Genomic DNA, 22,903 nt, shown 5'->3' on the forward strand with positions numbered 1-22,903 from the left:
ACGGCGGCCGCGGACTCGGGCGCCCCCGGCCGTCAGGCCAGCAGGCCCGAGCTCTTCCACAGCCTGCGCCCCGCGCCCCGCAGCACGCCGATGTCGTCCAGGAAGTCGGTGAGCCGCTTGGCGCCCGTCTGCATCACCTCGCGGCGGTGGCCGCTCGCCTTCACCTGGGCGACCGCCTCCCGCCGGTCGAGGCCGACGCTCTCGTACACCTTCGGGCTGACGAAGCAGACGGAGAAGACCCGCGCCGCCTCGCCGCAGCTGAGCCGCGTGAACTCCTGCTCCCACCGCGGTGCGGTGACCATCTGGCGGCGCAGCTCCTCGCGGGCGTACCGCACATGCCGGGCCTCCTCCACCACATGGATCCGCGTCACGCCCCGCACCAGGGTCTGGACCCGCTCGTCCGGGAAGGTCAGGCGCTGCATCCAGTCGAGGATCTCCTCACCGAGCAGCGTCGCCGCGAACGAGCCCGGAGTCGTCGAGACCGTCTTCAGGACGCGTGCCAGGTTGTGGTAGAAGCGCGGCACCGGGTAGGCCGGGGCGCCGCCCTTCTGGATCAGCTTCGCGAACATCATCGAGTGCCGGCACTCGTCGGCGATCTCGGTCAGCGCGTACCGGACATGACTGCTCGTCACGGACTTGTCGTAGATGTGCCGCACCAGCAGCTGCATCAGGATGATCTCGAACCAGATGCCGAGCGAGGCCAGCGACGCCGCCTCGTGGCGCGCCAGGTCCATCCGCTGCTCCTCGGACATCCGCTTCCACAGCGGAGTGTCGTACAGGGTGACCAGCTCGGGCGGCCAGAACCACTTGCCCTCCTCGAACGGGGCGTCCCAGTCGAGCTCCTCGTCGGGGTCGAAGGAGTGCTTCGCCGAGGATTCGAGCAGGCGCTGGGCGACCTGTTCGCGGTCCCGGAGCGGGCCGAGGGCATCGCGGAGGAGAGTGAGATCGCGTTCGGTCCCAGTCGTCATGTACTTATGAGACTGCCCGTCAGTAAGGCCGTCAATCCCTTGCGCGGTACTTGTTGACTACTCGTCTACCAACGTGTGAGCCTGCCAACAGACCGTCAGTTCGTCCGTACGAGGCGAGGGAGCCGCTCGTGTCGACGTTTGACCGCTACACCAGCCCGCCCAAGGAACGTGTCTGGTCCGTCCCGGCCTCCGGCGCGGCCCGCTTCAACTGGGAGTACGACCACGGGCGCGACCGCCTTCTCGCCCTCTACCAGAAGGGCAAGGACAAGCAGTGGGACGGCGCCAAGCGGATCGACTGGGAGCTTGAGGTCGACCCGTACGACCCGCTCGGCACCCCGGACGAGGCGATCGTGCTGCACGGCACCCGCCACTGGCCGAAGCTCACCGAGAAGGACAAGGGCGAGCTGCGGCGGACCTACACCGCCTGGCAGTTCAGCCAGTTCCTGCACGGCGAGCAGGGGGCGATGGTGTGCGCGGCGCGGATCGTCGAGTCCGTGCCCGACCTCGACGCGAAGTTCTACTCCGCGACCCAGACCATGGACGAGGCCCGGCACGCGGAGATCTACGGACGCTTCCTGCACGAGAAGATCGGCCTGCTCTACCCGATCGACGACAACCTCCAGGGCCTCCTCGGCGACACCCTGCGCGACTCCCGCTGGGACATGCCCTACCTCGGCATGCAGGTGCTCATCGAGGGCCTCGCGCTCGCCGCCTTCGGAATGATCCGGGACACCACCGAGAAGCCGCTGCCCAAACAGATCCTGGCGTACGTCATGCAGGACGAGGCCCGGCACGTCGCCTTCGGGCGGATGGCGCTGCGCGACTACTACCAGCAGCTGACGGACGCGGAGCTGCGCGAGCGCGAGGAGTTCGTCATCGAGGGCTGCTACCTGATGCGCGACCGGATCCGCGGGATCGAGGTGCTGGAGGACTTCGGCATCCCCCGCAAGGAGGCGGAGGAGTACACCGAGCAGTCCGAGTTCCTGCACCTCTTCAGGAAGCTGCTCTTCAGCCGGATCGTGCCGTGCGTCAAGGACATCGGCCTGTGGGGCGAGCGGCTCCAGAGGGCCTACGTCGACATGGGCGTCTTCGACCTCGGCGACTCCAACCTCGACCTGCTGATGACCCAGGACGAGGAAGTCGCGGACCATCTGGACCGCGAACGCTTCGCGGCGGAGGAGGCCGAGCGGGTGGCCGAGGTCCGGCGGACGATCGCGGAGGGCGAGGGCTGACTCACCGCGCACCCCGCAGCGCCGTCTGCATCATCGCGCGGGCGATGGGTGCCGCGTCGCCGCCGCCGCTGATCTCGGCGCGGTCGGCCTCCGCGTCCTCGACGACCACCGCGACCGCCACCGCGGGGCGGCCGGCCTTGGGGTGCTGGGCCCAGGCGATGAACCAGGCGTAGGGCGTGCCCGTGTTGCCGAGGCCGTGCTGGGCCGTGCCCGTCTTGCCGCCGACCACCGCGCCCTTGATCGCCGCGCTCGACCCGGTGCCCTTCTCGACCGCCTCGACCATCAGCCGCCGCAGCTCCAGCGCCGTCGCCGGGTTCATCGCGCGCTGGTAGGTGCGGCGGGGCGTCGTGCGCACCGTGTCGCCGTCCCGGGTCGTGGTCCGGTCGACCAGGTACGGGTAGGCCAGCTCCCCGCCGTTGGCGACGGCCGCCGCGACCATCGCCATCTGGAGCGGCGTCGCCGTGGTGTCGAACTGGCCGATCGACGACAGTGCCAGCTGGTCCACGCTCATGCGCCGGTCGAAGTTGGAGACGGCCACCCGGGAGGGGATCCTCAGCCCGCGGTCGTTGAAGCCGAACCTGCCCACCGCGTCGAGCATCCGCTCCAGCCCCACCTTCACGCCGAGGTTGGCCATCACCGTGTTGCAGGACCACTGGATCGCGTAGGCCAGCGACGCCTTCCTGCAGCCCTTCACCGGGTTGGGCAGCTTCGTCCGCGTGGTGGGCAGGACGTACGGGTCGGGCGTGTCGGTGCGGGCGTCGGGGTCGGTGACGACCCGCGCGTCCAGCGCCGCCGCCGCCGTCACGATCTTGAAGGTGGAGCCGGGCGGATACGTCTGCCGGATCGCCCGGTTGAGCATCGGCTGGTGCACGGCCCCGTTGAGCCGCTGCCACTCCGAGGTCACCGCCGCGCTGTTCCCGGAGAGCGCCCCCGGGTCGTACGACGGGCTGCTGACCAGCGCCAGGATCCGGCCGCTCGACGGGTCGAGCGCGACGACGGCGCCCCGCCGCCCGGCGAGACCGTCGTACGCGATCCGCTGGAGCGTGGGCTCGACGGTGGTGACAACGGTGCCGCCGGGCCTGCGCGAGCGGGTGAAGTCGTTCCAGAGGGGGAGCGGGGCGAGCAGCGGGTCCGTGCCGGTCAGCACCCCGTCCTCGGCGTACTCCAGCAGCGTGTCGCCGTAGAGCTGGGAGGAGTAGCCGGTGACGGGCGCGTAGAGCGGGCCGTTGCGGTACGTACGCTCGTAGCGGAGCTGCTGCCGGGTGTCCTTGGAGCCGGTGACCGTCCGGCCGCCGACGACGATGTCGCCGCGCGGGGCCGCGTAACGGGCGATGAGGGGGCGCCGGTTGGCCTGGTTCGCGTTGAGCTCGCCGGCGTCGATGACCTGCACGCGCACGGCGTTGACCAGCAGCGCGGCCAGCAGGAGCAGACAGATGGCGGCGGCGCGCCGCATGTAGCGGGTCATCGTCCGTCCCCGTCCGCCGGTGCCGCGGCCAGGGCGGGCGGTGCCGGCAGCTCCGCCGGCGGCGGCTCGGGGTCCGGTGTCCGGGCCGAGTCGCTGAGGCGGATGAGCAGCGCCACGATGATCCAGTTGGTGACGACCGACGAACCGCCCTGTGCGAGGAACGGCATCGCCATGCCGGTGAGCGGGATCAGCCCGGTCACCCCGCCCGCGATGACGAAGACCTGGACGGCGACGATGGCGGCGAGACCGACGGCCAGGAGCCGGCCGAAGGTGTCGCGGAGGGCGAGGCCCGCCTGGTAGCCGCGGGCCACCAGCAGCCCGTAGAGCAGGAAGAGCGCGGTCAGTCCGGCGAGTCCCAGCTCCTCGCCCGCGGTGGCCAGGATGAAGTCGGACTTGGCGGCGAAGCCGATCAGGATGGAGTGCCCGGCTCCGAGGCCGGTGCCCTGGATCCCGCCGGCGGCGAAGGAGAACAGCGCCTGGGCGAGCTGTCCGGGCCCCTGGCCCGCCTCGATGGAGGCGAACGGCTCGCGCCAGACCTCGACCCGGCCGTGCACATGCGGTTCGAGGGTGCCGACGGCGAGCGCGCCGACGGCGGCGAGCAGCAGTCCGACGGCGATCCAGCCCGTCCGCCCCGTCGCCACGTACAGCATGATCACGAAGAGGCCGAAGAAGAGCAGCGAGGTGCCGAGGTCCCGTTCGAGGACCAGGACCGCGACGCTGAGCAGCCAGATCGCGACGATGGGGCCGAGGACCCGCCCCGTGGGGAACTGGAACTTCCAGATCCGTCGGCCGGTATAGGCGAGCGCGCCCTGGTTGGCGGCGAGATACGCGGCGAAGAACACCGCGAGCAGGATCTTGGCGAACTCGCCGGGCTGGAAGGAGAACCCGCCGATCCGGATCCAGATGCGGGCTCCGTTCACGGCGGGGAAGAAGATCGGCACGATCATCAGGACGAGAGCGGCGGCGACCGAGACATAGGCGTACCGCTGGAGCAGCCGGTGGTCACGGAGCAGGACCACGGCCGCGATGAAGAGCGCGACACCGAGGGTGGACCACACGAGCTGGGCGGGGGCGGCCCGGTCGCCGGGCGTCTCCAGGTCGAGCCGGTAGATCAGCACCAGGCCGAGGCCGTTGAGCAGGACCGCGATCGGGAGCAGCAGGGGATCGGCGTACGGGGCGCGCAGCCGTACGGCGAGATGCGCGAGCAGGGCGAGCAGGCCCAGGCCCGCGCCGTAGGCGACCGCGTCGGGCGGAAGGGCGCCGTCGTGGTTGAGGCCGACGGCGGCGTAGCCGTAGACGGAGATGAGGACGGCGCAGACGAGGAGCGAGAGCTCGACCCCCCGCCGTGCCTGCGGGCGAAGTGCGGGCGGGGGAGCGTCCGCTGCCGTTGCGGTCATGCCCCGCAACGTAGCAAGCAGGGTCGTTATGCCCGCTTATCCAGCACATCAGGCGTGCCGTCCGGCATCGGCGGAGCGTCGGCGAGATGGACGTACTCGGGCAGCCTCAGGCGCGCGACGGCGCCGCCGTCCGGTGCGTCGGCGAACGTCAGCTCGGCGCCGATCACCGCCGCCTGCCCCACCGCGATCGTCAGCCCGAGACCGTGGCCCTTGCCGCCGGACTCCGTACGGAACCGCTGCGGACCGCGCTCCAGCAGATACGCGGGATATCCGCGGCCGTGGTCGCGCACCGACACCTCCGCCCCGTCCACGGTCACCACGACCGGAGGGGCCCCGTGGGTGTGGGCGTTGGTGATCAGGTTGTTCAGCACCCGCTCCAGCCGGCGCTTGTCCGTCTCGACACGGGCCCGCCGTGCGATCCGCAGCTCCGTCTCCGAGCCCGCGGCCCGGACCGGGCGGACCACCCGCTCGGCGAGCGGCGCGAGCTCGTGGATGTCGAGATCGACGGTCTCGCCACCCGCGTCGAGCCGGGAGATCTCCAGCAGGTCCTCGGTCAGCGCGCGCAGGGTGCGCACCCGGTCCTGCACGAGCTCGGAGGGGCGGCCCGGCGGCAGCAGCTCCGCGGCGGCCGAGAGCCCGGTGAGCGGGGTGCGCAGCTCGTGCGCGACGTCGGCGGTGAAGCGCTGCTCGTTGAGCAGCTTCTCCTGGAGGGCCGAGGCCATGGTGTCCAGGGCCGCGGAGACCGTGGCGACCTCGTCCTCGGGGCGCGAAGGGTCCTTGGTGCGGGGGTCGTTGACGCGGGCGTCCAGATCGCCCGCCCCGATGCGGCGGGCCACCTGCGCGGTCAGATGCAGCCGGCTCGTCACCCGGGACACCGAGAACGCGCCCACCAGCAGCGTCGCACCGATCGCCAGCACCGATGAGCCGAGGATCGCCCGGTCCAGATTGGTGATCGTCTGCGCGCTGAGCGCGTAGTCGACGCGGACGGCTATCGCCCGGCCGTCGGCGGGGCCCGCGGCCCACATCGTCGGATCGCCCTCGTACTCGGTGACGACCGTTCCGCGCTGCCCGCCGAGCGCGAGCGCGCGCAGCTGCTCCGGCAGCCCCGGCGGGTCGAGCTGGCCCCACGGGCCGAGCGGCTCGCCCGTCTCGTACCGCGTCGTGACGTCATCCAGCCGGGACAGGGCCTTCTCACGGGCCTGGTCCACGGTCTGGCGGGTCACCGAGACATGGACGAGGGCGCCGAGCAGGGCGGCGAGTGCGCAGCACATCACCGTGATGAAGACCGCGGCCTTCCAGGTCAGCGTCGCGGTCCAGGCGGGGAGGCGGGGACGGCGCCGGCGGTTCCGTGGGCGCCTGCGGTGCGGGCGGGGGCGCTGAGGGCCGGGCCGGAACGCATCACCCGGGCCCGGGCCGGTGTGCCGCAGGCTCATCGGGTGGCCCCCGGCGACGGCGGCGCATCCGGTGACGGGCCGGTGGCGGTCGGCGCGGGAGTGGCGGTGTCCGGCGTGGGGACGTCCGGGGTGGGGACGTCCGACGAAGGGGCGGCCGGGGGCGGCGCCGACGGCTTGACCCGGATGATCTCGTCGCGGGCGGGCAGCATCGCGTGCTGCTGGTCGTCCCAGGACCAGGCCGTCCGGTACTCGTACCCGGGGATGCCCGCCGAAACGGCCCGGATGATCAGGTCACGGCCGGCCAGCTCCACACGGACCACGGCGTCGGTGTCGGCCATGATCCGGGTGAGGCCGCCGTGCTCCGGCATGTAGACGCGGATCGCGGTCTGCTGTTCCGTCACGGTGACGCCGACGATCAGCTCGTCCTTCCCGTCGCCGGTCAGATCGCGGTAGTACGGCTTCATCACCGGGCAGTCCGCCGGCTTCGAGGTGCAGTCGCGCAACTGCCGGACCGTCTCCGGATGGAGCCCGTTCGGGCCGCCGACCTGGTCGGGGTGGGCGGTGATGTCGGCCTGGACGACGGCCACCGGGTCGAGCCTGTGGACATCGCCGTCGCCCAGGGCGATGCCGGGCACGCGCTGGGTGTCGCTCTCGCCGTAGTCGAAGGGCGGCGCGGAGATCGGCGGCAGCTCGGGCCACAGCCGCACCGGGCCGACGGCCGTCGGTGTCGCCCCCGCGGGCTCCAGGCTGCCCGCGTCCTGGCATCCGGTCAGCAACAGGGCGCCGGCAGTCGCCATGAGCGCTGCGCCGATCGCGGTGCGGTACGGATTCACGGGTGGTGCTCCCTGCTGATGCTGGCGGCTACGCCGTCTCGCGCGTCAGACGGGGCTCGGGCCGTTCGGGCTTTCCCTCCACCATATGCGGCGGGATGGGCGTGATGAGAGGGTCGAAAGTATCTGTCCGTTATTGCTGGCCTTCGTCGGCTGGGTAACAGTTCCCCATCGCAGTCTCCCCATCGCGTTCCTCCGCCGCCATGATCCCCCATGTGCCGGCCGCCCGGCTGCGGCCGCTCAGCCCTGGTCCGCCAGGGCCTGTCTGCACAGGGTCAGCAGCCGCTCGTCCCGTTCGATGTCGTGCGTGCCGGAACCGCCGTCCAGGACGTTGTGCCGGCGCGGGCGGGAGAGCTCCGCGCGCAGCAGCGGGGCGGCGGGAGAGGCCGCCGGGCCCATCCTGGCGAGGCACTCGGCGACCTCCACCCGCCCGTACCGGTTCTCCTCCCAGGCCGTGAGCAGCACCGGCAGGGCGTCCCCCGTCTCACCCGTGACCCGCCACAGCGCTATCGCCGCGTCCATCCGCAGCCAGCGCTCACGGGCGGCCAGCAGCCCGCGCAGGGCCGGCACCGCCGGCTTCGCGGGGGCGCCGAGGAAGCCGAGGGCGGTGGCCGCCGACCGGCGCTCGTCCGGCCCGTCCGCCGCGAGGAACCGCCGCAGCACCGGCAGGACGGCATCGGCGTCGCCCGCGACCGACCACAGCGCCCTGGCCGCCGCCGTCGCCACCGACGAGGACGGACTGCGCAGCAGTGCGCACAGCTCCGGGGCGGCCGGCAGCGCCGCAGGACCGAAGGCCGCGAGCGCCCGCAGCGCCGACTCGGTCACCCACTCACCGCCCCGCTGCGGAGCGCCCCGCAGCACCCGCAGCACCTCGGGCAGGGCCTCGGCGGCGCGCAGCGCGCCCAGCGCCCGCAGCAGCGGCCCCGCCCGGTCGAAGAGCTGGTCGTCGAGGCCGACCTCGCCGAGGCGGCGCCGCAGGACCGGCGCGAGGGGCGCCGCCGACTGTCCCAGATACGGCACCGCGAACGCCGCCCCCCGCGGCGGCTCCGGCTCGGCCAGCGCCACCGCAAGCGCCGGCACCGCGCGCGGGTCGCCGAGCCTGGCCAGCGCGATCAGGGCACGGTCGTCCCGCGGTCCCGCGCCCGCACCGCTCGTGTCGATGCGCGCGGCGAGGGCGTCCGCCGCGGGCCGCGCCAGCCCGAAGAGGCTCTCCAGCAGACTCGCCGCAGCCGCCCGCAGCCGCGGCTCGGGATCGCCGAGCTGCGCCCCGACGGACCGCACCAGCTCCTCGTAGGGCCCGCGCCAGGTCCGTATCAGTCCGTGGCACATCCACACGGCGTCCGTGCGCTGCGCCGGGTCGCCGTCGCTCAGCCGCGCCACGAGCAGCGCGACCCGCTCGTCGACCCGGTCGCCGAGCGCCGAGTGGAGGGTGCGCAGCAGATCGTCCGTCCCGCGGCCGTGGCCCGGGCCTCCCGGCCCGTCCGCCTCGCGGAGCAGCGCGGGCACCGTCGCCGCGATGCCCTTCGGCAGCGCGTCCGGCGCGCAGCGGGCGAGCTGGGCGAGCGCGGCCAGCCGCAGTCCCGCCGGGTGGTCCGGGGCCAGCAGGCCGCTGAGCCACTGCGCCGCCTCCGCCCGCAGCGCGGCATGGCGCAGGGCGATCCGGCCGACCGCCTCGACGAGCGCGAGCCGCACCTCCGCGTCCTGCTCGGCCGCCAGCCGGCCCCGCAGCAGCGCCAGCACCCGAGCCGGCTCCCCGTGCAGCACCGCCAGCGCGCACGGCACGGCCAGCCGTACCCCCGGGTCGTCGTCCGAGAGGAGCCCGGTGAACACATCGGCGCCGGCGGCGACGGCGGACGCCGCCATCGCGTAGTTGGCCGCTTCCTCGAACTCCTCCTCGTCCGGGCCGGGTTCGTCGTCCCCGTCCAGCTCGATGCCTCCGATGCTGGTCAGCAACTCCACGACGGCGCCCCGGTCCTGGACCTCCGGGGAGGCGACGAGCTCCAGCAGGAAAGGTATGCAGGCGAGCGTCGAGTCGTACACGTCGCCCTGGTGGTGCACCGCGGCGTACATACCGTCGAGCGCGGCCTCGCGCTCCACCGGATCGGGCGACGCCAGCCCGCGCAGCAGCCCCGGGACATCGTCCGCGGGGCCGTACGCATGGCCCAGCGACGCCCAGTCGACCTCGTCGATCCCCGTGAACACGCCGTTCCCTCCCACCCGCAAGGCACCACCTGAGAGTGTGCACCAGGACTACGACAACGACGCCCGCGAAATCCGGCATGTGTCACCGGTGTTCGGGTCCCCCGTCCGGGATATTGCCCCGCCCGCCCGCCGACTGGTCCCATGGAGTGCGGGCCGGAGCGCGGGGGTGACGGACATGAGCGGACTGCGTGTCACACCGGTGGCGAGACACGGGCGTTCGCGCCTGTACGTGAGCCTCCCGAGCGGGCTGAACGCCGCCTGGTACGACCGCGAGACCAACCGGGTCAGCCTCGTGCTCACCGAGCTCCGCGAGGAGGTGCTCGCCGCCCTCGCCCCCTATCTGACCGGTGACATCACGGTCGGCCCGCCGCCCGTGCCGACCGCCGAGGAGCTCGCGAGGCTCTCCCTCCACCCCGACGACGATCTGGCGCCCAACCGCCCCGGGGAGGCCCTCCACCTCGCCCTGGACGGGGCGGCGTCGCCCGGGCGGCGGCCGCTGCGGACGGATCCCCGGCTGACCGAACTCGCCGCGCAGCAGCGGGTCGGCGCCGAGCTCGACCGGCTGGAGAACGCCGGCTGGCGGGTCCTCCACTCCGTGCCGCTGCCCGGCGCCGACCGCATCGACCATCTGGCGATCGGCCCGGCCGGCGTGCTCGCGGTCCGCACCCTCGCCGCCCGCGGCCGCCGCGTCCGGGTCGAGGGGGTGCTGGTCCGCACCGGCCGGGCCGAGCCGCGGCCCGAGCTGCGCCGGACCCGCGGTGCGGCCCAGCGGGCCTCGCTCGCGCTGGCCGCCGCCGTCCGCCCGGTGCTCGCCGTGGCAGGGGCGGCACGGCTCGATGTGCCGCCCCTGCCACGGGATGTGCGGATCGTCGCGGACACCGAGGTGGCGGGGCTCGCCCGGCTCGCCGGTGTCCTGAAGCCGGCGGACGTCGAGTCGCTGTACGGGCGCGCCCGCGACCGCAGGACCTGGCTGCGCGCCTGAGCCGCGAGAGGCCCTCAGCCCAGGTTGTCGCCCCAGCCGCCCTGGAGCATCGTCTGGAACGCCCACACCCCGTCCCGCTTGATCAGGATGTCGGCGTACCGCAGCCGCTGCGTGGTGTCGCCCATGGTCATGAGCGAGTCCGTGAAGACCACGGCCATCGCCGGGCCGAGGAAGACGGGGGTGCGGGTCGACTCGAACGCGATGGCGTCGGAGCCGTCGCCCATCACCTGGGTCATGGTGGCGACGAACCGCGCGCGGTCCCACTGGGCCGAGGCCCCGTTGCCCGCGGAGTCGTCGCTCACCAGGTTGAGCGGGAAGACCGCCATGTCGGCCATCCGCTCGATGTCGCGGCGGGCGCCGGCCGCGTCGTACTCCGCGAACCACGCCTGGATGCTCGCGAGCTCGCCGGGGGTCGGGGTGTAGCCGGTGTCGGGCAGTCGGGGAACGGGCACACTCTCTCCTGATCAAACTTGACTACTGGGCTGTGGAGAGGAGTGCCCGCACTCCAGCTAGTCAAACTTGATTAATCAGGTCGTCGCGCAGTCGCAGGACCGTCACCACCGAGTGCCGCGTCGTCCCCCGCTCCACCTCCGCGACCAGCCCCGGGGCCACCCCGCGGTACGGCACCTCGCCCACCCCGATCGCCATCGCCACGCCATCGGCCGCCCCGGTCCCGCGGCCGGCCAGGGTGGTCGCCGCGTGGCTGCGCAGCGCGGGCGGCAGCGGGCTCGACACCACCGGTGTGTCGTCGTCGGGCAGTACCAGCACCAGCGCGGCGGGCCGGTCGGCGGGTCCGGTGAAGCCGACCACCGCCGCGTCCCGGACGTGTGTGTGCCGCAGCTTGCGCCAGTCCCGCGCACCCGGCCGGTACGGCCCGCCGAGCCGCTTGATCACCAGCCCTTCGACACCGGTGGCGGTGAGCGTCTCGTACCAGGTGGCCGCGAGCTCGGCGTCCGTGGTCATCGGGACCGGCTGGAGCGGCGGCCCGAGCGGGCCGACCAGTGCCACAAGCCGTTCCCTGCGGCGCTCGTACGGCGCGGAGCGCAGGTCCCGGCCGCCCTCCGCGAGCAGGTCGAAGGCGGCGTACGAGGCGGGCAGTCGGCTTGCGAGGAGCGCGGCCCGCGACACCGTGGCCGCCGCCCGGCGCTGGACCGCCGCGAAGTCGATCCGACCGCCGGTCCACACGACCACCTCCCCGTCGAGCACCGTGCCGTCCGGCAGTGCGAGCGCCGCGGCCGCCAGATCGGGGAAGGCGGCGGTGACGATCCGCCCCGAGCGGGCCTGGAGCACGGCCGTGCCGTCCAGCGTGAAGACCAGGAGCCGATGGCCGTCGAACTTCGGTTCGTACGCGAGCCCCGCCCCGCGCGGCAGCGCCGCCACCGGTTCGGCGAGCGCCACCTTCAGCGGCGGCCGCAGCACGCTCCCGGCCCGGGCGGTCAAGGCGGCCCACCCGCGCTCACGGCAGGCTCCCCGCGTGCGCGGGGTCGAGGAGCGGCGCCAGCAGGTCCCCGTACCGCTCCAGCCGCCCGGCGATGGCGTCGTGGCGGAAGACCAGCGCGGCGGGGGAGTCGCATCCCCCGACCTCCTCCCAGGTCACGGGCGCGGAGACGGTCGGCTCGGTCCTGGCGCGCAGGGTGTAGGGGGTTGCGGTGGTCTTGGCCGCGGCGTTCTGGCTGTGGTCGACGAAGACCTTCCCCGGGCGCAGCGCCCGGGTCATCCGGTGGACGACCAGCCCCCCGAGCTCCGCCTCGGCCTCGACGGCGAGCCCCTTCGCGTACGCCGACACCTCGGGCGAGGGCCTCGGCTCCAGCGGCACCAGCAGATGCAGCCCCTTGGAGCCGGAGGTCTTCGCGTACGCCTCCAGCCCGTCGGCGGCGAGCCGCTCGCGCAGCCACAGCGCCACCTCGCAGCACTCGACGACGGTGGCGGGCGCGCCGGGGTCGAGGTCGAGGACCAGCCGGTCGGCCACGGCCGGTGCGTCCACCCGCCACTGCGGGGTGTGGAACTCCACGACCAGGTTCGCCGCCCACATCAGGGACGGCAGGTCCTGCACGACGACCTGTTCCCCGGTCTCCCGGGAGGAGCGCGGCACCTCGGAGACCTGCACCCAGTCGGGCGTGCCCGGCGGAGGGTTCTTGGTGAAGAACAGCTGGCCGTCGGGGCCGTCCGGATAGCGGAGGAAGGAGAGCGGGCGGTCGCGGAGCTGGGCCAGGAGGGGCTCCGCGGTGAGGGCGTAGTAGTGCAGCACTTCGCCTTTGGTGGTGCCGGTCGCGGGGTAGAGGACCTTTTCCAGGTTGCTGAGCGACAGGCGCCGCCCCTCCACCTCTGTGATGGGCGTCATACGATGAGAATCCCATGAATCGTCTCTTAGTCGGATGAAAGGGATGAAACGTGCGATCCATCTGGAACGGCGCGATCTCCTTCGGCTTGGTCAGCATCCCGATCAAGCTCGTGAACGCCACCGAGAGCCGCTCGGTCTCCTTCCGGCAGATCCATGCCGCGGACGGCGGCCGCATCCGCTACCGCAAGGTCTGCGAGCTGGACGACCAGGAGGTCGCCGCGGCGGAGATCGGCAAGGCGTACGAGGACGCGGACGGCACGCTGATCCCGATCACCGACGAGGACCTCGCTTCGCTGCCGCTGCCCACGGCGAAGACGATCGAGATCGTCGCGTTCGTCCCGGCCGCGGAGATCGATCCGCTCCAGATGGACGCGGCGTACTACCTCTCCGCGAACGGCGTGCCCGCCGCCAAGCCGTACACGCTGCTGCGCGAGGCGCTCAAACGGAGCAAGAAGGTGGCAGTGGCGAAATACGCGCTGAGGGGGCGGGAGCGGCTCGGAATGCTGCGCGTCGTCGACGACGTCATCGCCATGCACGGGCTCCTCTGGCCCGACGAGATCCGCCGGCCCGAGGGCGTCGCCCCGGAGACCGACGTCACCATCCGCGACGCCGAACTCGACCTGGCGGACGCCCTCATGGACACCCTCGGCCGCGTCGACCTCGACACACTCCACGACGACTACCGCGCCGCCGTCGAAGAGCTCATCGCCGCCAAGGCCGAAGGCGTCGAACCCTCCCCGGAGCGCGCCCCCGCGGCGGCCGGCGGCAAGGTCATCGACCTGATGGCCGCGCTGGAGAGCAGCGTCAAGGCGGCGAAGGAGGCCCGCGGCGCCGAGGGCGAGGAGGTGGCCCGCGCCGCGGAGACGGCGGAGGCGGCGGAGACCGCGGAGGTCACGGAGCTCAAGCCGCGCAAACGCGCGGCGAAGAAGACGACGGCGAAGGCGGTGCCGAAGGAAACGGGCACCAAGAAGTCGACAGCGGCGACGACAGCGGCGACGAAGAAGACGGCCGCGAAGAAGACGGCCGCAACGGCGAAGTCGACCACGAAGAAGGCGGCGCCGGCCAAGAAGACCACGCCCCGCAAACGGGCCTCCGCTTAGGGGGTGTCCGGTGGGTCATGCTGGGCTCGCGACGCCCTGCGGCTCCGTCTCCCGCGTTGTTGTCGATCGCCGACTCCCCCGTAGCCCTCCGGGCACGGGTGGGATCCCCCACCGCGTTTCTCTCTCCTCCGCCTTGGATCCGAAGCCGCTGGACGCCGCTCGCTGATCCAGCCTGATGCACCGGACACCCCCTAGCCCAAAGCCGATCGCATCGAGTCCGCGAACGCCCCTGAGAACCTCTCCCGGGTCTCCTCGTCGACGAGATCGAGGGAGAGGTAGGGGTTCAGGTCCTCCAGCTCGACCAGCAGCAGCCGCCCGTCCTCGTCGCGGCACGCGTCGACCCGCTGGATCCCGTAGGCGAGCCCGTTCCAGTCCACGAAGGACCGGGCGAACTCCAGATCACCCGGACCGGGCTCGTAGCGCTCCAGCTCCCAGCGCCGCTCGGGCCGGGGTGCGTACAGCGCGTACTGGAAGTCGCGGTCGACGAAGTAGAACGAGACCTCGTACCGGAACCGCACGCGCGGCTGCACGAGCACCCCGCCCGCACCCGCTCCGCCCCACTCCGCCCCGCCCGCACCCGCTCCGCCGAACTCCACCCCGGCCAGCGCCTCCGCGCCGACGAATTCGAGCCCGAGGGAGTCGGCGCCGAGCAGCGGCTTCACGACGTACTCGGCCGACGCGGGCAGCCGCCCGAGGTCGGCCGCGCGGTCGACGGTCGGGATCACCGGGTACCCGGCGGCGTACAGCTCCGGCAGATAGCCCTTGCCGGCCATGTCGCCCTTGCCGGTCAGCGGGTTGTAGACCCGCACCCCCTCGGCCCGGGCCCGGGCACGGAACGCGTCGTACGCCTCCTGGTAGTGCAGGACGGGACCGCTGTTGCGCACCACGACCAGGTCGTACGCGCCCATCAGCGCCTCGGCGTCCCGCGGATGGCACAGCGCCAGCGGGAACTCCTCGCGCAGCCGGGCGGTCAGCCGGATGTCCTCGTCGCAGTACCGCCGCTCGCGCGCCGGATACGCCAGATCCGTCACGTACAGGATCCGCTCGGACCCCTGCCCCTTGGCCACGCCCGCTCCCACCCTCCGCACCGAACCGCTGCTCGTATCCGCCATCATCCCCCGGGCCACAATGAGCCCGACAGCACCACCCTGCCCACCCACCGCGAGGATGGCCGACATGACACTGCGCTGCGCCGTACTCGACGACTTCCAGTCCGTCGCCACCACCGTCGCCGACTGGTCCCCCGTCGCCGGCGCCGTCGAGGTGGTCACCTTCTCCACGCACTTCGCCACCGAGGACGAACTCACCGCCGCACTCGCCGATTTCGACATCGTCGTCACCCTGCGCGAACGCAACGCGTTCTCCGCGGACCTGTTCGCCCGGCTGCCGCGGCTGAAGCTGCTCGTCGCCTCCGGAATGCGCAACTCCGTCATCGACTTCGCCGCCGCCGAACGCCACGGCGTCACCGTGTGCGGCACCGCCAGCTCGTCCACCCCGCCCGTCGAGCTGACCTGGGCGCTGCTGCTCGGCCTCGCGCGCGGGATCGTGCCCGAGGCCACCGCCCTGCGGAGCGGCGCGCCCTGGCAGTCGACGCTCGGCGCCGATCTGCACGGACGGCGGCTCGGCCTGCTCGGCCTCGGGAAGATCGGCAGCCGCGTCGCGCGGGTCGGCCTCGCCTTCGGCATGGACGTCGTCGCCTGGAGCCAGAACCTCACCAGGGAACGCACCGACGAGGTCGGCACCGGACTGGCCGCCTCCAAGGAGGAGCTGCTGGAGACCAGCGACTTCGTCTCCGTGCACCTGGCGCTCGGCGACCGTACGCGCGGCCTGCTCGGGGCCGCCGAACTGGCCCTGATGCGGCCCACCGCCTATCTGGTCAACACCTCCCGGGCGGCTATCGTCGACCAGGACGCCCTGCTCGCCGCGTTGCACGCGGGCACGATCGCGGGCGCCGGCATCGACGTCTTCGACACCGAACCGCTCCCGGCCGGCCATCCGATGCGCAGCGCGCCGCGGCTGCTGGCCACTCCGCACCTCGGCTATGTGTCACGCGCCAACTACGCGACGTACTACGGCGAGGCCGTCGAGGACATCCGGGCGTTCCTCGCGGGCACGCCCGTCCGCCGCCTCGGCTGACACCGGGCGGCGGACGGAGGGGCTGCGCAGCTGCTGCGTACGCTGCTCTAGGTCTTGCGGTTCCGGTCCCGCCGGCCTCCTCGGTCGCCACCGCGGTCGCCACCGCGCAGGGGCGGGCGGCGGACCGGCGCGGGAGCCGGTTCGGGTTCGGCCGCCCGTTCGCGTCCGGGGCCCGGTCCCGGTCCCGGTCCGGGTCCTGGTTCGGGTGCGGTGGCCGACGCGGGGCGGCTCGGTGCCCACGGCACGTCGGAGAGCTCGTCCTTGAGCACGTCGTCCAGGACGTCCTCGCCGTAGAGCCCGTGCAGCCAGTTGGTCTGGTACACGGTGTCCAGGTACCGCTCGCCGAGGTCGGGGGCGATGGCCACGGCGGTGAGGCCGGGCTCGCGGTGGCGGGACAGCCAGCCCATCGCACCGCTGACCACCGTGCCGGTGGAGCCGCCGAACAGGAACCCGTGCCGGGCCAGACGGTGGCAGGCACGGATGGTGTCGGCCTCCTCGACGCGTATCACCTCGTCCACGTACGAGTCGTCGAGCAGCGGAGGCTTCATGCTCATGCCCAGGCCGGGAATCATCCGCCGGCCCGCCGGGCCGCCGAAGATCACCGAACCGACACTGTCCAGGGCGACGATCCGCACCGGACGGTGCCACTCCCGGAACCAGCGCGCGCAGCCCATCAGGGTTCCGGTGGTGCCGGCCCCGATGAACAGCACGTCCAGCTCCGGGAACTGCCGGGCGATCTCCGGCGCGGTACGCCGGTAGTGCGCCTTCCAGTTGCTCGGATTGGTGTACTGGCTGAGCCAGACGTATCTCTCGTCGGAGGCGCACAGCGCACGGACGTAGTCGATCCGCGCGCCGAGGAAGCCGCCGTTGGCCTCCTGTCCTGCGATGATGTGGACCTGGCTGCCGAGCGCCTCCATCATCAGCCGACTCGCCAGGTTGCACCGGGAGTCGGTCACACAGAGAAACCGGTAGCCCTTGCTCGCCGCGATCATGCTCAGTGCCACGCCCAGATTTCCGGACGAGGACTCGACCAGGATCGAATCCGGCTTCAGGACTCCGTCCCGCTCGGCGGTTTCCACCATCTCGGCCGCCGCCTTGAGCTTGATCGAGCCGGCGAAGTTGAAGCCCTCGCACTTCAGGAAGAGGGAATGCCCGAAGATCGACCGGAGGTCGACGTAGAGCTCCTCTTCGTTGAAGGCGTAGGGAACGGATATGACTGGCACGATGGCCTCCTCATCCGCGGTGTGGTCCCGCTACCTGCGGTGACGTGACCGGTGATCTTCCTTGGACCAGTCCTCCATGCGGCTCCTTCGGTGTCTGCCGGGGGCGGCTCATCCGTACCGGCGCAGTTCGTGGAAGAAGTTGTCGATGATGTGGAGTTCGCCGGTGCGGGCGATCTCGTCGTACACGTATTTGCCGACGGCGAGGTCGAGGACGCCGAGGCCGAAGGGGGAGAAGACGACCGGCCGGTCGGCGGGCAGGGTGGTGCGGCCGGTGATGACGTCGTCGAGCGTGCCGGTGAGGAAGGTGCGGTTGCCGGTGAGCTGTTCGGCGAGGTGGGGGGAGGTGTTCGCCTTCATGCAGTGTTCGACGTCGTCGACGATGTTGGCCGAGGCCATGATGATCTCGGGTGCCAGGTCGCGCAGTGAGATGTGCAGGACCAGGGGGTTGTGGTCGAACCAGGCGGTCTCGGTGACGTGGGGTTCGGCGGCGATGGTGGCGAAGACCACCATGTCGCTGGTGCGGATGAGTTCCTGGGCGTTGTCGTGGACGGCGATCCGGCCGGGTGTGCCGGACTGTTCCAGGTAGGTGCGAAAGCCCGCGGCGCTGTCGATGGACAGGTCGTGGATGCCGATCTCGTCGAAGGACCAGCCGGTGGCGGCGAGGAAGGTGTGGATGTAGCGGGCGATCAGTCCGGTGCCGAAGAAGCCCACCCGTACCGGGCGTGCCGCGTCCGGCCGGTGGCGGGTGAGCCGGTCGGCGGCCAGCGCGGCCGAGGCGGCGGTGCGGGTCGCGCTGATGATGGAGGATTCCAGGCAGGCGAACGGGTAGCCGGTGTCGTGGTCGTTGAGGATCAGCACCGCCGACGCCCGCGGGATGCCCGCGTTGACGTTGCCGGGGAAGCTGGAGATCCACTTGAGCCCGTCCACGTGTACGCTGCCGCCGATCGAGGCGGGCAGGGCGATGATCCGCGAGGTGGGCCGGTCGGTGAACCGCAGGAAGTACGAGGGCGGGTTGACCGAGTCACCGGCGCCGTGCAGCCGGTAGACGCTCTCCACCAGCTCCACGACCTGCTTCTCCCGCCCGGCCAGCGCCTGCTGCACCTGGCCACCGGGAACCACCGCGAACGGCGGTGCGCTGATCCGCTGCCGAGCCTGCTGAGCCGGGGCGGTCATCGGCCACCCACCCCCTCCGTCGCGTCCGGGCTCCCGAGGTTCTGCGGGTCGGCCATCGCGACCAGGACCTCGCGTTCGCCCTCGTACGGTTCACGGCTGTGGGCGCAGCGGATGTTGTCGACGAGCATGAGGTCGCCCGGCTGCCAGGGCTCGCGCAGGGTGTGGTCCTCGTAGACCTTGTTGAGGAGCTGGATCACGTCGTCGCCGATCGGCTCGCCGCTCCCGTAGCGGGTGTTGAAGGGCAGTCCGTCCTCGCCGTACATGTCGATCAGGTACTCGCGCACCTCGGGTGCGAGCGTGAACTCGTTGAGGAACGCGACCTGGTTGAACCAGCAACGCCGTCCGCTCGCCGGATGGGTGACCACCGCGCGGCGGCGCTGACGGGTGCGCAGACCTCCGTCGTCCTGCCAGGTGAAGTCGATCCCGTTGGCCCGGCAGTACGCCTCCACGGCGCCCCGGTCGTCGGTGCCGAACGCCTCGGCCACCGACGCCCCGATCTCCTCGTTGAAGGAACGGGTCAGCAGCCAGCCCTCCCGCTCGAACCGCTCCACCAGCTGCGCGGGCAGCGCCTGGAGCACCAGCGAGGCGTCCGATACCCCCGTCACCCCGCCCGCGGTCGGCGCGGTCAGGCAGGCGAACAGCATCAGACCGGGCACTTCAAGGGCGTAACTCAGCTCGTGGTGCATGCACATCGGCTGGTTCGGCGGCCATGTCGCCGACGAGTACACACCCTCGGCGTAGATCTGCCGGGGCGCGAAAGCCTCCCGCTCCACCATCAGCGTGGGCGCCAGCCGGTGGAAGACGTCACCGACCTCGGCCGTATCCCGCAGCCCCAGGCCACGGACCAGGACCGAACCGTGCTCGGCAACCAGGGCGCGCAGCGACTCACGCTGCTCGGCCGCCCAACTCGTCGCGGAGCCGGGGACCTCGACCCGCAGCAGCGGAGGTTTGCCCGGTTGCGACTCCACATCGAGAAGTGATGTCGGGGATGAGGACGACATCTCGTGTTTCCTTTCGATCGCGGCTCAGGAGGAGAGACTCAGGTCGAGACCCGCCCATCGGCGCCTGACTCGGACTCGGACTCGGTTCGGGACCCGGTTTGGGACCCGGTTCGGGACTTGGACTCGGATTCGGATTCGGCGTCCGGCCATGAGGCGGCGGCGGCGCGCAGTACGGCCTTGGCCGCCTCGGTCGGACGGGTACGGAGGAAGTAGTGGCCGCCGTCGGCGAGTTCGTGCAGGTCGACGCGGTCGGCGAGGAGCTGCCAGTCGCGGTGGCGATGGCGGAACTCCGCGGTGTACGGATCGTCGGCGGCCACCACGACGGTGACCGGCGCGGACAGCCGGCGCGCCGGCGGGTCGTCCAGCACGTCGGCGAAGTAGCGGTGGGCGGCGACGCAGTCGTGCCGGTAGGCGGCGCCGATGTGCTCGGCGCGCTCGGCGTCCAGCTCACCGAGCTCGGTGTAGCCGCGGTCCGCACTCAGCTCCGCGGCGATCTCGGCGTCGCTCCGCCCGGCCGCCGGCCCGTCGGGCCCGGTCGCCGGCTCGGTCAGCTCGGCGATGGCGGCGCGGCGTCCCGCGGCGTCGCCGAGCAGCTGGGCGCCGATGAACACCCGCTGCACGGCCACGCCGCGCTCCTCCAGCCGCCTGGCCGTCTCCACGGCCGGAGCGGCGCCCGAGGAGTGGCCCCACAGCAGGACCCTCGTCAGGCCGAGCTGTTCGATCTCGGCGACGACCTGCTCGACCACCTGCGCCGTCGGCGCGAAGGGCTCGCGCTCGGCGGCCACGTCGTGACCGGGCAGCTCGACGGCGTGGACGGCGGGCCCGCCGCCCGCCAGGGCCCTGGCCATCGGCTCGAAGTTGACGGCGTTGCCGCCGGCGTACGGGAAGCACACCAGGGCGGTGGTCCGCGCACCGGCCGGTCCGCCCGGCTCGGACAGCGACTGGAGCAGCCCGGAGCGCCGCTGCGTCCTGCCGTCGACGAGCGCGGCGAGATCGGCCAGGCGGGGGTGGCGGGTGATGTCCCTGAGGGTGACCCGGCGGTCCAGTGCGACCGCCAGCTTCACCGCCGAGAGCGAGGTGCCGCCGCGGTCGAAGAAGTGGTCGCCACGCCCCACCTGGTCCTGGGGCATGCCGAGGACGGTCGCCCAGGCGGCCGCGAGGCGCTGCTCGGTCGCCGTGCCCGGGGGCTCGTGGCGCTCCTCTGCACCGGTGGCGCCGAGTTCGGCGGCCAGCGCGGTGAGTGCCTTCTTGTCGATCTTGCCGTTGGCGGTCAGCGGCAGGCTGTCCTTCCAGTGGAAGGCCGCGGGCACCATGTAGGCGGGCAGGGAGGCGGCCAGCCGTGCCGCCAGAGCCTCGGCCGCAAGCGGTGCGGGGGCGGTGTAGAAGGCCACGAGCTGCTTGCTGTCACCGCCGGTGACCACCACCGCTCCGTCGCGCACCCCCTCGGCGCGGAGCAGGGCGTTCTCGATCTCGCCGATCTCGATGCGGAACCCGCGGATCTTCACCTGGCTGTCCCTGCGGCCCAGGAACTCCAGCTTCCCGTCCGCATGCCAGCGCCCGTGGTCACCGCTGCGGTACAGGCGCGCGCCCGGGCGGTGCGGGTCGGGCATGAAGGCCGCCGCTGTGCGCTGCGGATCGTTCACGTAACCGCGTCCCACACATACCCCGGAGAAGACGATCTCGCCGGGCGCGCCGAGCGGCACCGGATCGAGGTGCTCGTCGACGACGTACACGGACACGTTGGCGACCGGCCGGCCCAGCAGCACCCGCTCGGGCGCCTTGTGCATGACCTCGTGGTTGGTGTCGTCGCAGGTCTCGGTGAGCCCGTAGGCGTTCACCAGCCGCGCCCGCGGCCGGACCGCGAACCAGCGCTCGGCCAGCTCGCGCTTGAGTGCCTCGCCGGTGACCGAGACGCAGCGCAGGTCCGGCAGGTCTCGCGGCTGCTGCTCCAGGGCGGAGACGACCACGTCGAGATAGGAGGGCACGACCTGGAGCACGCCGACCCGGGTGTCGGCGATGCGGTCCAGGAAGCGGGGGACGTCCAGGACCACCTCCTGCTCCACCAGCACCGTGCGTCCGCCGACCAGCAGCGCGGAGACCAGCTGCCACAGCGAGATGTCGAAGCACTGCGGCGCGACCTGCGCGACCGCCGTGCCCTCGTCGATCCCCAGGTCGTCGATCTTGGCGAAGAGGTGGTTGAGCATCCCCGCGTGCTCGCACATGGCCCCCTTCGGCTCACCCGTCGAACCGGAGGTGAAGTAGATGTAGGCCAGCTGCTCCGGGGCGACCTCGACACCGAGGTCACCGTCCGCGTGGTCCTCGTCGTACGCCGCCCCGACGAGCAGGCGCCGGATGCCGGGCAGCGAGCCGAGGGCCTCGTCGAGGGTGGCGGTGCTGCCCGATTCGGTCAGCGCCAGCGAGCAGCCGGCCCGGGCCAGCGTGGTGGCGATACGGTCGGCGGGGAAGTGCGGCTCGACGGGCAGGTAGACCCCGCCCGCCTTGAACACCGCAAGGACCGACGCCAGCCAGTCCAGGTTCCGCTCCATCACCACCGCGACGACGCCCTCACGGCCCAGCCCCCGCGCCTGCAAGGCCCGCGCCAGTCGGTTCGCCCGGCCGTTCAGCTCCCCGTACGACCACTCCCGCCCGCCGCACACAGCGGCCACGGCGTCCGGGTGCGCCGCCGCCCGCTCCTCGAAGAGCTCGTGCGCCCGCCGTGCGGGCAGCTCCCGCCGCCGCCCCGCCAGCCCTTCCAGCTGGAAGCGCAGCTCCTCGGGCGAGAGCAGGCACGCTCCTGTGTGCTCGGTGTCCGCTCCGCCGGCCATCAGCTCCAGCGCCCGCGTGTGGTACCCGGCCATCCGCGCCGCGCTCTGCGCGTCCAGGACGCCGGTGCGGTGGAGCAGCCGCAGCACGAGCCCGCCGCTGTCGTCCCGGGCGAACGCGACCGTCAGCACCGTGTCCGCGGCCGGCTCTCCACCGGTGCCGACGAGGTCGAGGACGGTCTCGAACAGCGGTCCGGTCGGCTTCAGCTCCCGCCTGAGGTCGTCGACCGGGAAGTCCTGGTGCGCGATCAGCGCGGTTCGGGCCCGGTGGGCCTCGGCCAGAAGAGTGCGCCACGTGCCGGGAACGACATCCACCCGGCACGGCAGCACCCGCTCACCGTCCGGCGCCGTGACATGCCCCGTCACGACCTCCCGCTCACCGGACAGCGCCGCGAGCACCTTCGCGTGGGCCGCCAGCAGCACCGCCTCGAACGACACCCCGCACTCGCCCGCCACATGCTCCAGCCCGGCGGTCGTCCCGCCCGGAACCAGCGTGACGTGCTCGGCAAGGCCCGGCACCGGCCCCGTGGCCGGCACCGGATCCACCGTCCACCGGGGGACGGCGGTGAAGCCGCCCGCGCCCAGTTCACGGCGCCAGTAGTCCCGCTCGGCGTCCACATCGATGTCCATCGGTCTC

General features: G+C 72.5%; 18 protein-coding genes. 4 read left to right on the forward strand and 14 right to left on the reverse strand.

Features of this window, described 5'->3' with window-relative positions; genetic code table 11:
* Positions 1-32: 32 nt before the first annotated feature.
* Positions 33-968: a diiron oxygenase gene (locus KK483_RS24635; protein WP_262007409.1), complete on the reverse strand. Its 936-nt coding sequence runs from the start codon at positions 966-968 to the stop codon at positions 33-35.
* Between the two features lie 128 nt (positions 969-1,096).
* On the opposite strand from KK483_RS24635, the gene KK483_RS24640 reads away from it, so the two are divergent.
* Entirely contained in the window at positions 1,097-2,200 is a 1,104-nt protein-coding gene (locus KK483_RS24640; RefSeq protein WP_262007410.1) for a ferritin-like domain-containing protein, read from the forward strand.
* Position 2,201: 1 nt separating this feature from the next.
* Here KK483_RS24640 and KK483_RS24645 read toward each other — a convergent pair whose 3' ends face one another.
* The 5 genes from KK483_RS24645 to KK483_RS24665 form a co-directional block, all read right to left on the reverse strand.
* Positions 2,202-3,665, reverse strand: coding sequence for a penicillin-binding transpeptidase domain-containing protein (locus KK483_RS24645; RefSeq protein ID WP_262007411.1), 1,464 nt, complete (start codon positions 3,663-3,665; stop codon positions 2,202-2,204).
* The gene (locus KK483_RS24650; RefSeq protein ID WP_262007412.1) at positions 3,662-5,062 is read right to left on the reverse strand and encodes an FtsW/RodA/SpoVE family cell cycle protein; all 1,401 of its coding nucleotides are present in this window, start codon (positions 5,060-5,062) and stop codon (positions 3,662-3,664) included. The genes KK483_RS24645 and KK483_RS24650 overlap by 4 nt, the downstream gene beginning before the upstream one ends.
* Before the next feature lie 26 nt (positions 5,063-5,088).
* Complete coding sequence (locus KK483_RS24655) at positions 5,089-6,495, reverse strand: HAMP domain-containing sensor histidine kinase (RefSeq protein ID WP_262007413.1); 1,407 nt, start codon at positions 6,493-6,495, stop codon at positions 5,089-5,091.
* Positions 6,492-7,289, reverse strand: coding sequence for a hypothetical protein (locus tag KK483_RS24660; protein ID WP_399014786.1), 798 nt, complete (start codon positions 7,287-7,289; stop codon positions 6,492-6,494). The genes KK483_RS24655 and KK483_RS24660 overlap by 4 nt, the downstream gene beginning before the upstream one ends.
* A gap of 237 nt (positions 7,290-7,526) precedes the next feature.
* Complete coding sequence (locus KK483_RS24665; RefSeq protein ID WP_262007414.1) at positions 7,527-9,488, reverse strand: HEAT repeat domain-containing protein; 1,962 nt, start codon at positions 9,486-9,488, stop codon at positions 7,527-7,529.
* 175 nt (positions 9,489-9,663) lie between these two features.
* Between KK483_RS24665 and KK483_RS24670 the strand changes: the two genes are divergently transcribed.
* Complete coding sequence (locus KK483_RS24670; RefSeq protein ID WP_262007415.1) at positions 9,664-10,470, forward strand: nuclease-related domain-containing protein; 807 nt, start codon at positions 9,664-9,666, stop codon at positions 10,468-10,470.
* Between the two features lie 14 nt (positions 10,471-10,484).
* On the opposite strand, the gene KK483_RS24675 is transcribed toward KK483_RS24670, so the two are convergent.
* The 3 genes from KK483_RS24675 to ligD form a co-directional block, all read right to left on the reverse strand.
* Positions 10,485-10,922, reverse strand: a complete 438-nt coding sequence (locus KK483_RS24675; protein ID WP_262007416.1) for a nuclear transport factor 2 family protein — start codon at positions 10,920-10,922, stop codon at positions 10,485-10,487.
* A gap of 61 nt (positions 10,923-10,983) precedes the next feature.
* Complete coding sequence (locus KK483_RS24680; RefSeq protein ID WP_262009678.1) at positions 10,984-11,874, reverse strand: ATP-dependent DNA ligase; 891 nt, start codon at positions 11,872-11,874, stop codon at positions 10,984-10,986.
* 52 nt (positions 11,875-11,926) lie between these two features.
* On the reverse strand, positions 11,927-12,811 hold the full coding sequence (ligD, locus tag KK483_RS24685) for a non-homologous end-joining DNA ligase (protein WP_262007417.1): 885 nt from the start codon (positions 12,809-12,811) through the stop codon (positions 11,927-11,929).
* A gap of 50 nt (positions 12,812-12,861) precedes the next feature.
* Between ligD and KK483_RS24690 the strand changes: the two genes are divergently transcribed.
* Positions 12,862-13,911: a Ku protein gene (locus KK483_RS24690; RefSeq protein ID WP_262007418.1), complete on the forward strand. Its 1,050-nt coding sequence runs from the start codon at positions 12,862-12,864 to the stop codon at positions 13,909-13,911.
* Between the two features lie 191 nt (positions 13,912-14,102).
* On the opposite strand, the gene KK483_RS24695 is transcribed toward KK483_RS24690, so the two are convergent.
* The gene (locus tag KK483_RS24695; RefSeq protein WP_262007419.1) at positions 14,103-14,978 is read right to left on the reverse strand and encodes a hypothetical protein; all 876 of its coding nucleotides are present in this window, start codon (positions 14,976-14,978) and stop codon (positions 14,103-14,105) included.
* A 109-nt stretch (positions 14,979-15,087) separates the two neighbouring features.
* On the opposite strand from KK483_RS24695, the gene KK483_RS24700 reads away from it, so the two are divergent.
* The gene (locus tag KK483_RS24700; protein WP_262007420.1) at positions 15,088-16,047 is read left to right on the forward strand and encodes a D-2-hydroxyacid dehydrogenase family protein; all 960 of its coding nucleotides are present in this window, start codon (positions 15,088-15,090) and stop codon (positions 16,045-16,047) included.
* Positions 16,048-16,094: 47 nt separating this feature from the next.
* Here KK483_RS24700 and sbnA read toward each other — a convergent pair whose 3' ends face one another.
* The 4 genes from sbnA to KK483_RS24720 all read right to left on the reverse strand — a co-directional run bounded on the left by sbnA (position 16,095) and on the right by KK483_RS24720 (position 22,896).
* Positions 16,095-17,270, reverse strand: coding sequence for a 2,3-diaminopropionate biosynthesis protein SbnA (gene sbnA, locus KK483_RS24705; protein WP_262007421.1), 1,176 nt, complete (start codon positions 17,268-17,270; stop codon positions 16,095-16,097).
* Positions 17,271-17,378: 108 nt separating this feature from the next.
* Entirely contained in the window at positions 17,379-18,443 is a 1,065-nt protein-coding gene (gene sbnB, locus KK483_RS24710; protein WP_262007422.1) for a 2,3-diaminopropionate biosynthesis protein SbnB, read from the reverse strand.
* Positions 18,440-19,444 carry a TauD/TfdA family dioxygenase gene (locus KK483_RS24715; RefSeq protein ID WP_262007423.1) on the reverse strand — a complete coding sequence of 335 codons (1,005 nt, stop codon included), beginning with the start codon at positions 19,442-19,444 and terminating at the stop codon, positions 18,440-18,442. Before KK483_RS24715 ends, sbnB begins: the two co-directional genes overlap by 4 nt.
* 38 nt (positions 19,445-19,482) lie before the next feature.
* Positions 19,483-22,896: an amino acid adenylation domain-containing protein gene (locus tag KK483_RS24720; RefSeq protein ID WP_262007424.1), complete on the reverse strand. Its 3,414-nt coding sequence runs from the start codon at positions 22,894-22,896 to the stop codon at positions 19,483-19,485.
* Positions 22,897-22,903 lie beyond the last annotated feature (7 nt).

Origin of the sequence: Streptomyces sp. FIT100 (genome assembly GCF_024584805.1) — a bacterium.
Lineage (GTDB): Bacteria > Actinomycetota > Actinomycetes > Streptomycetales > Streptomycetaceae > Streptomyces.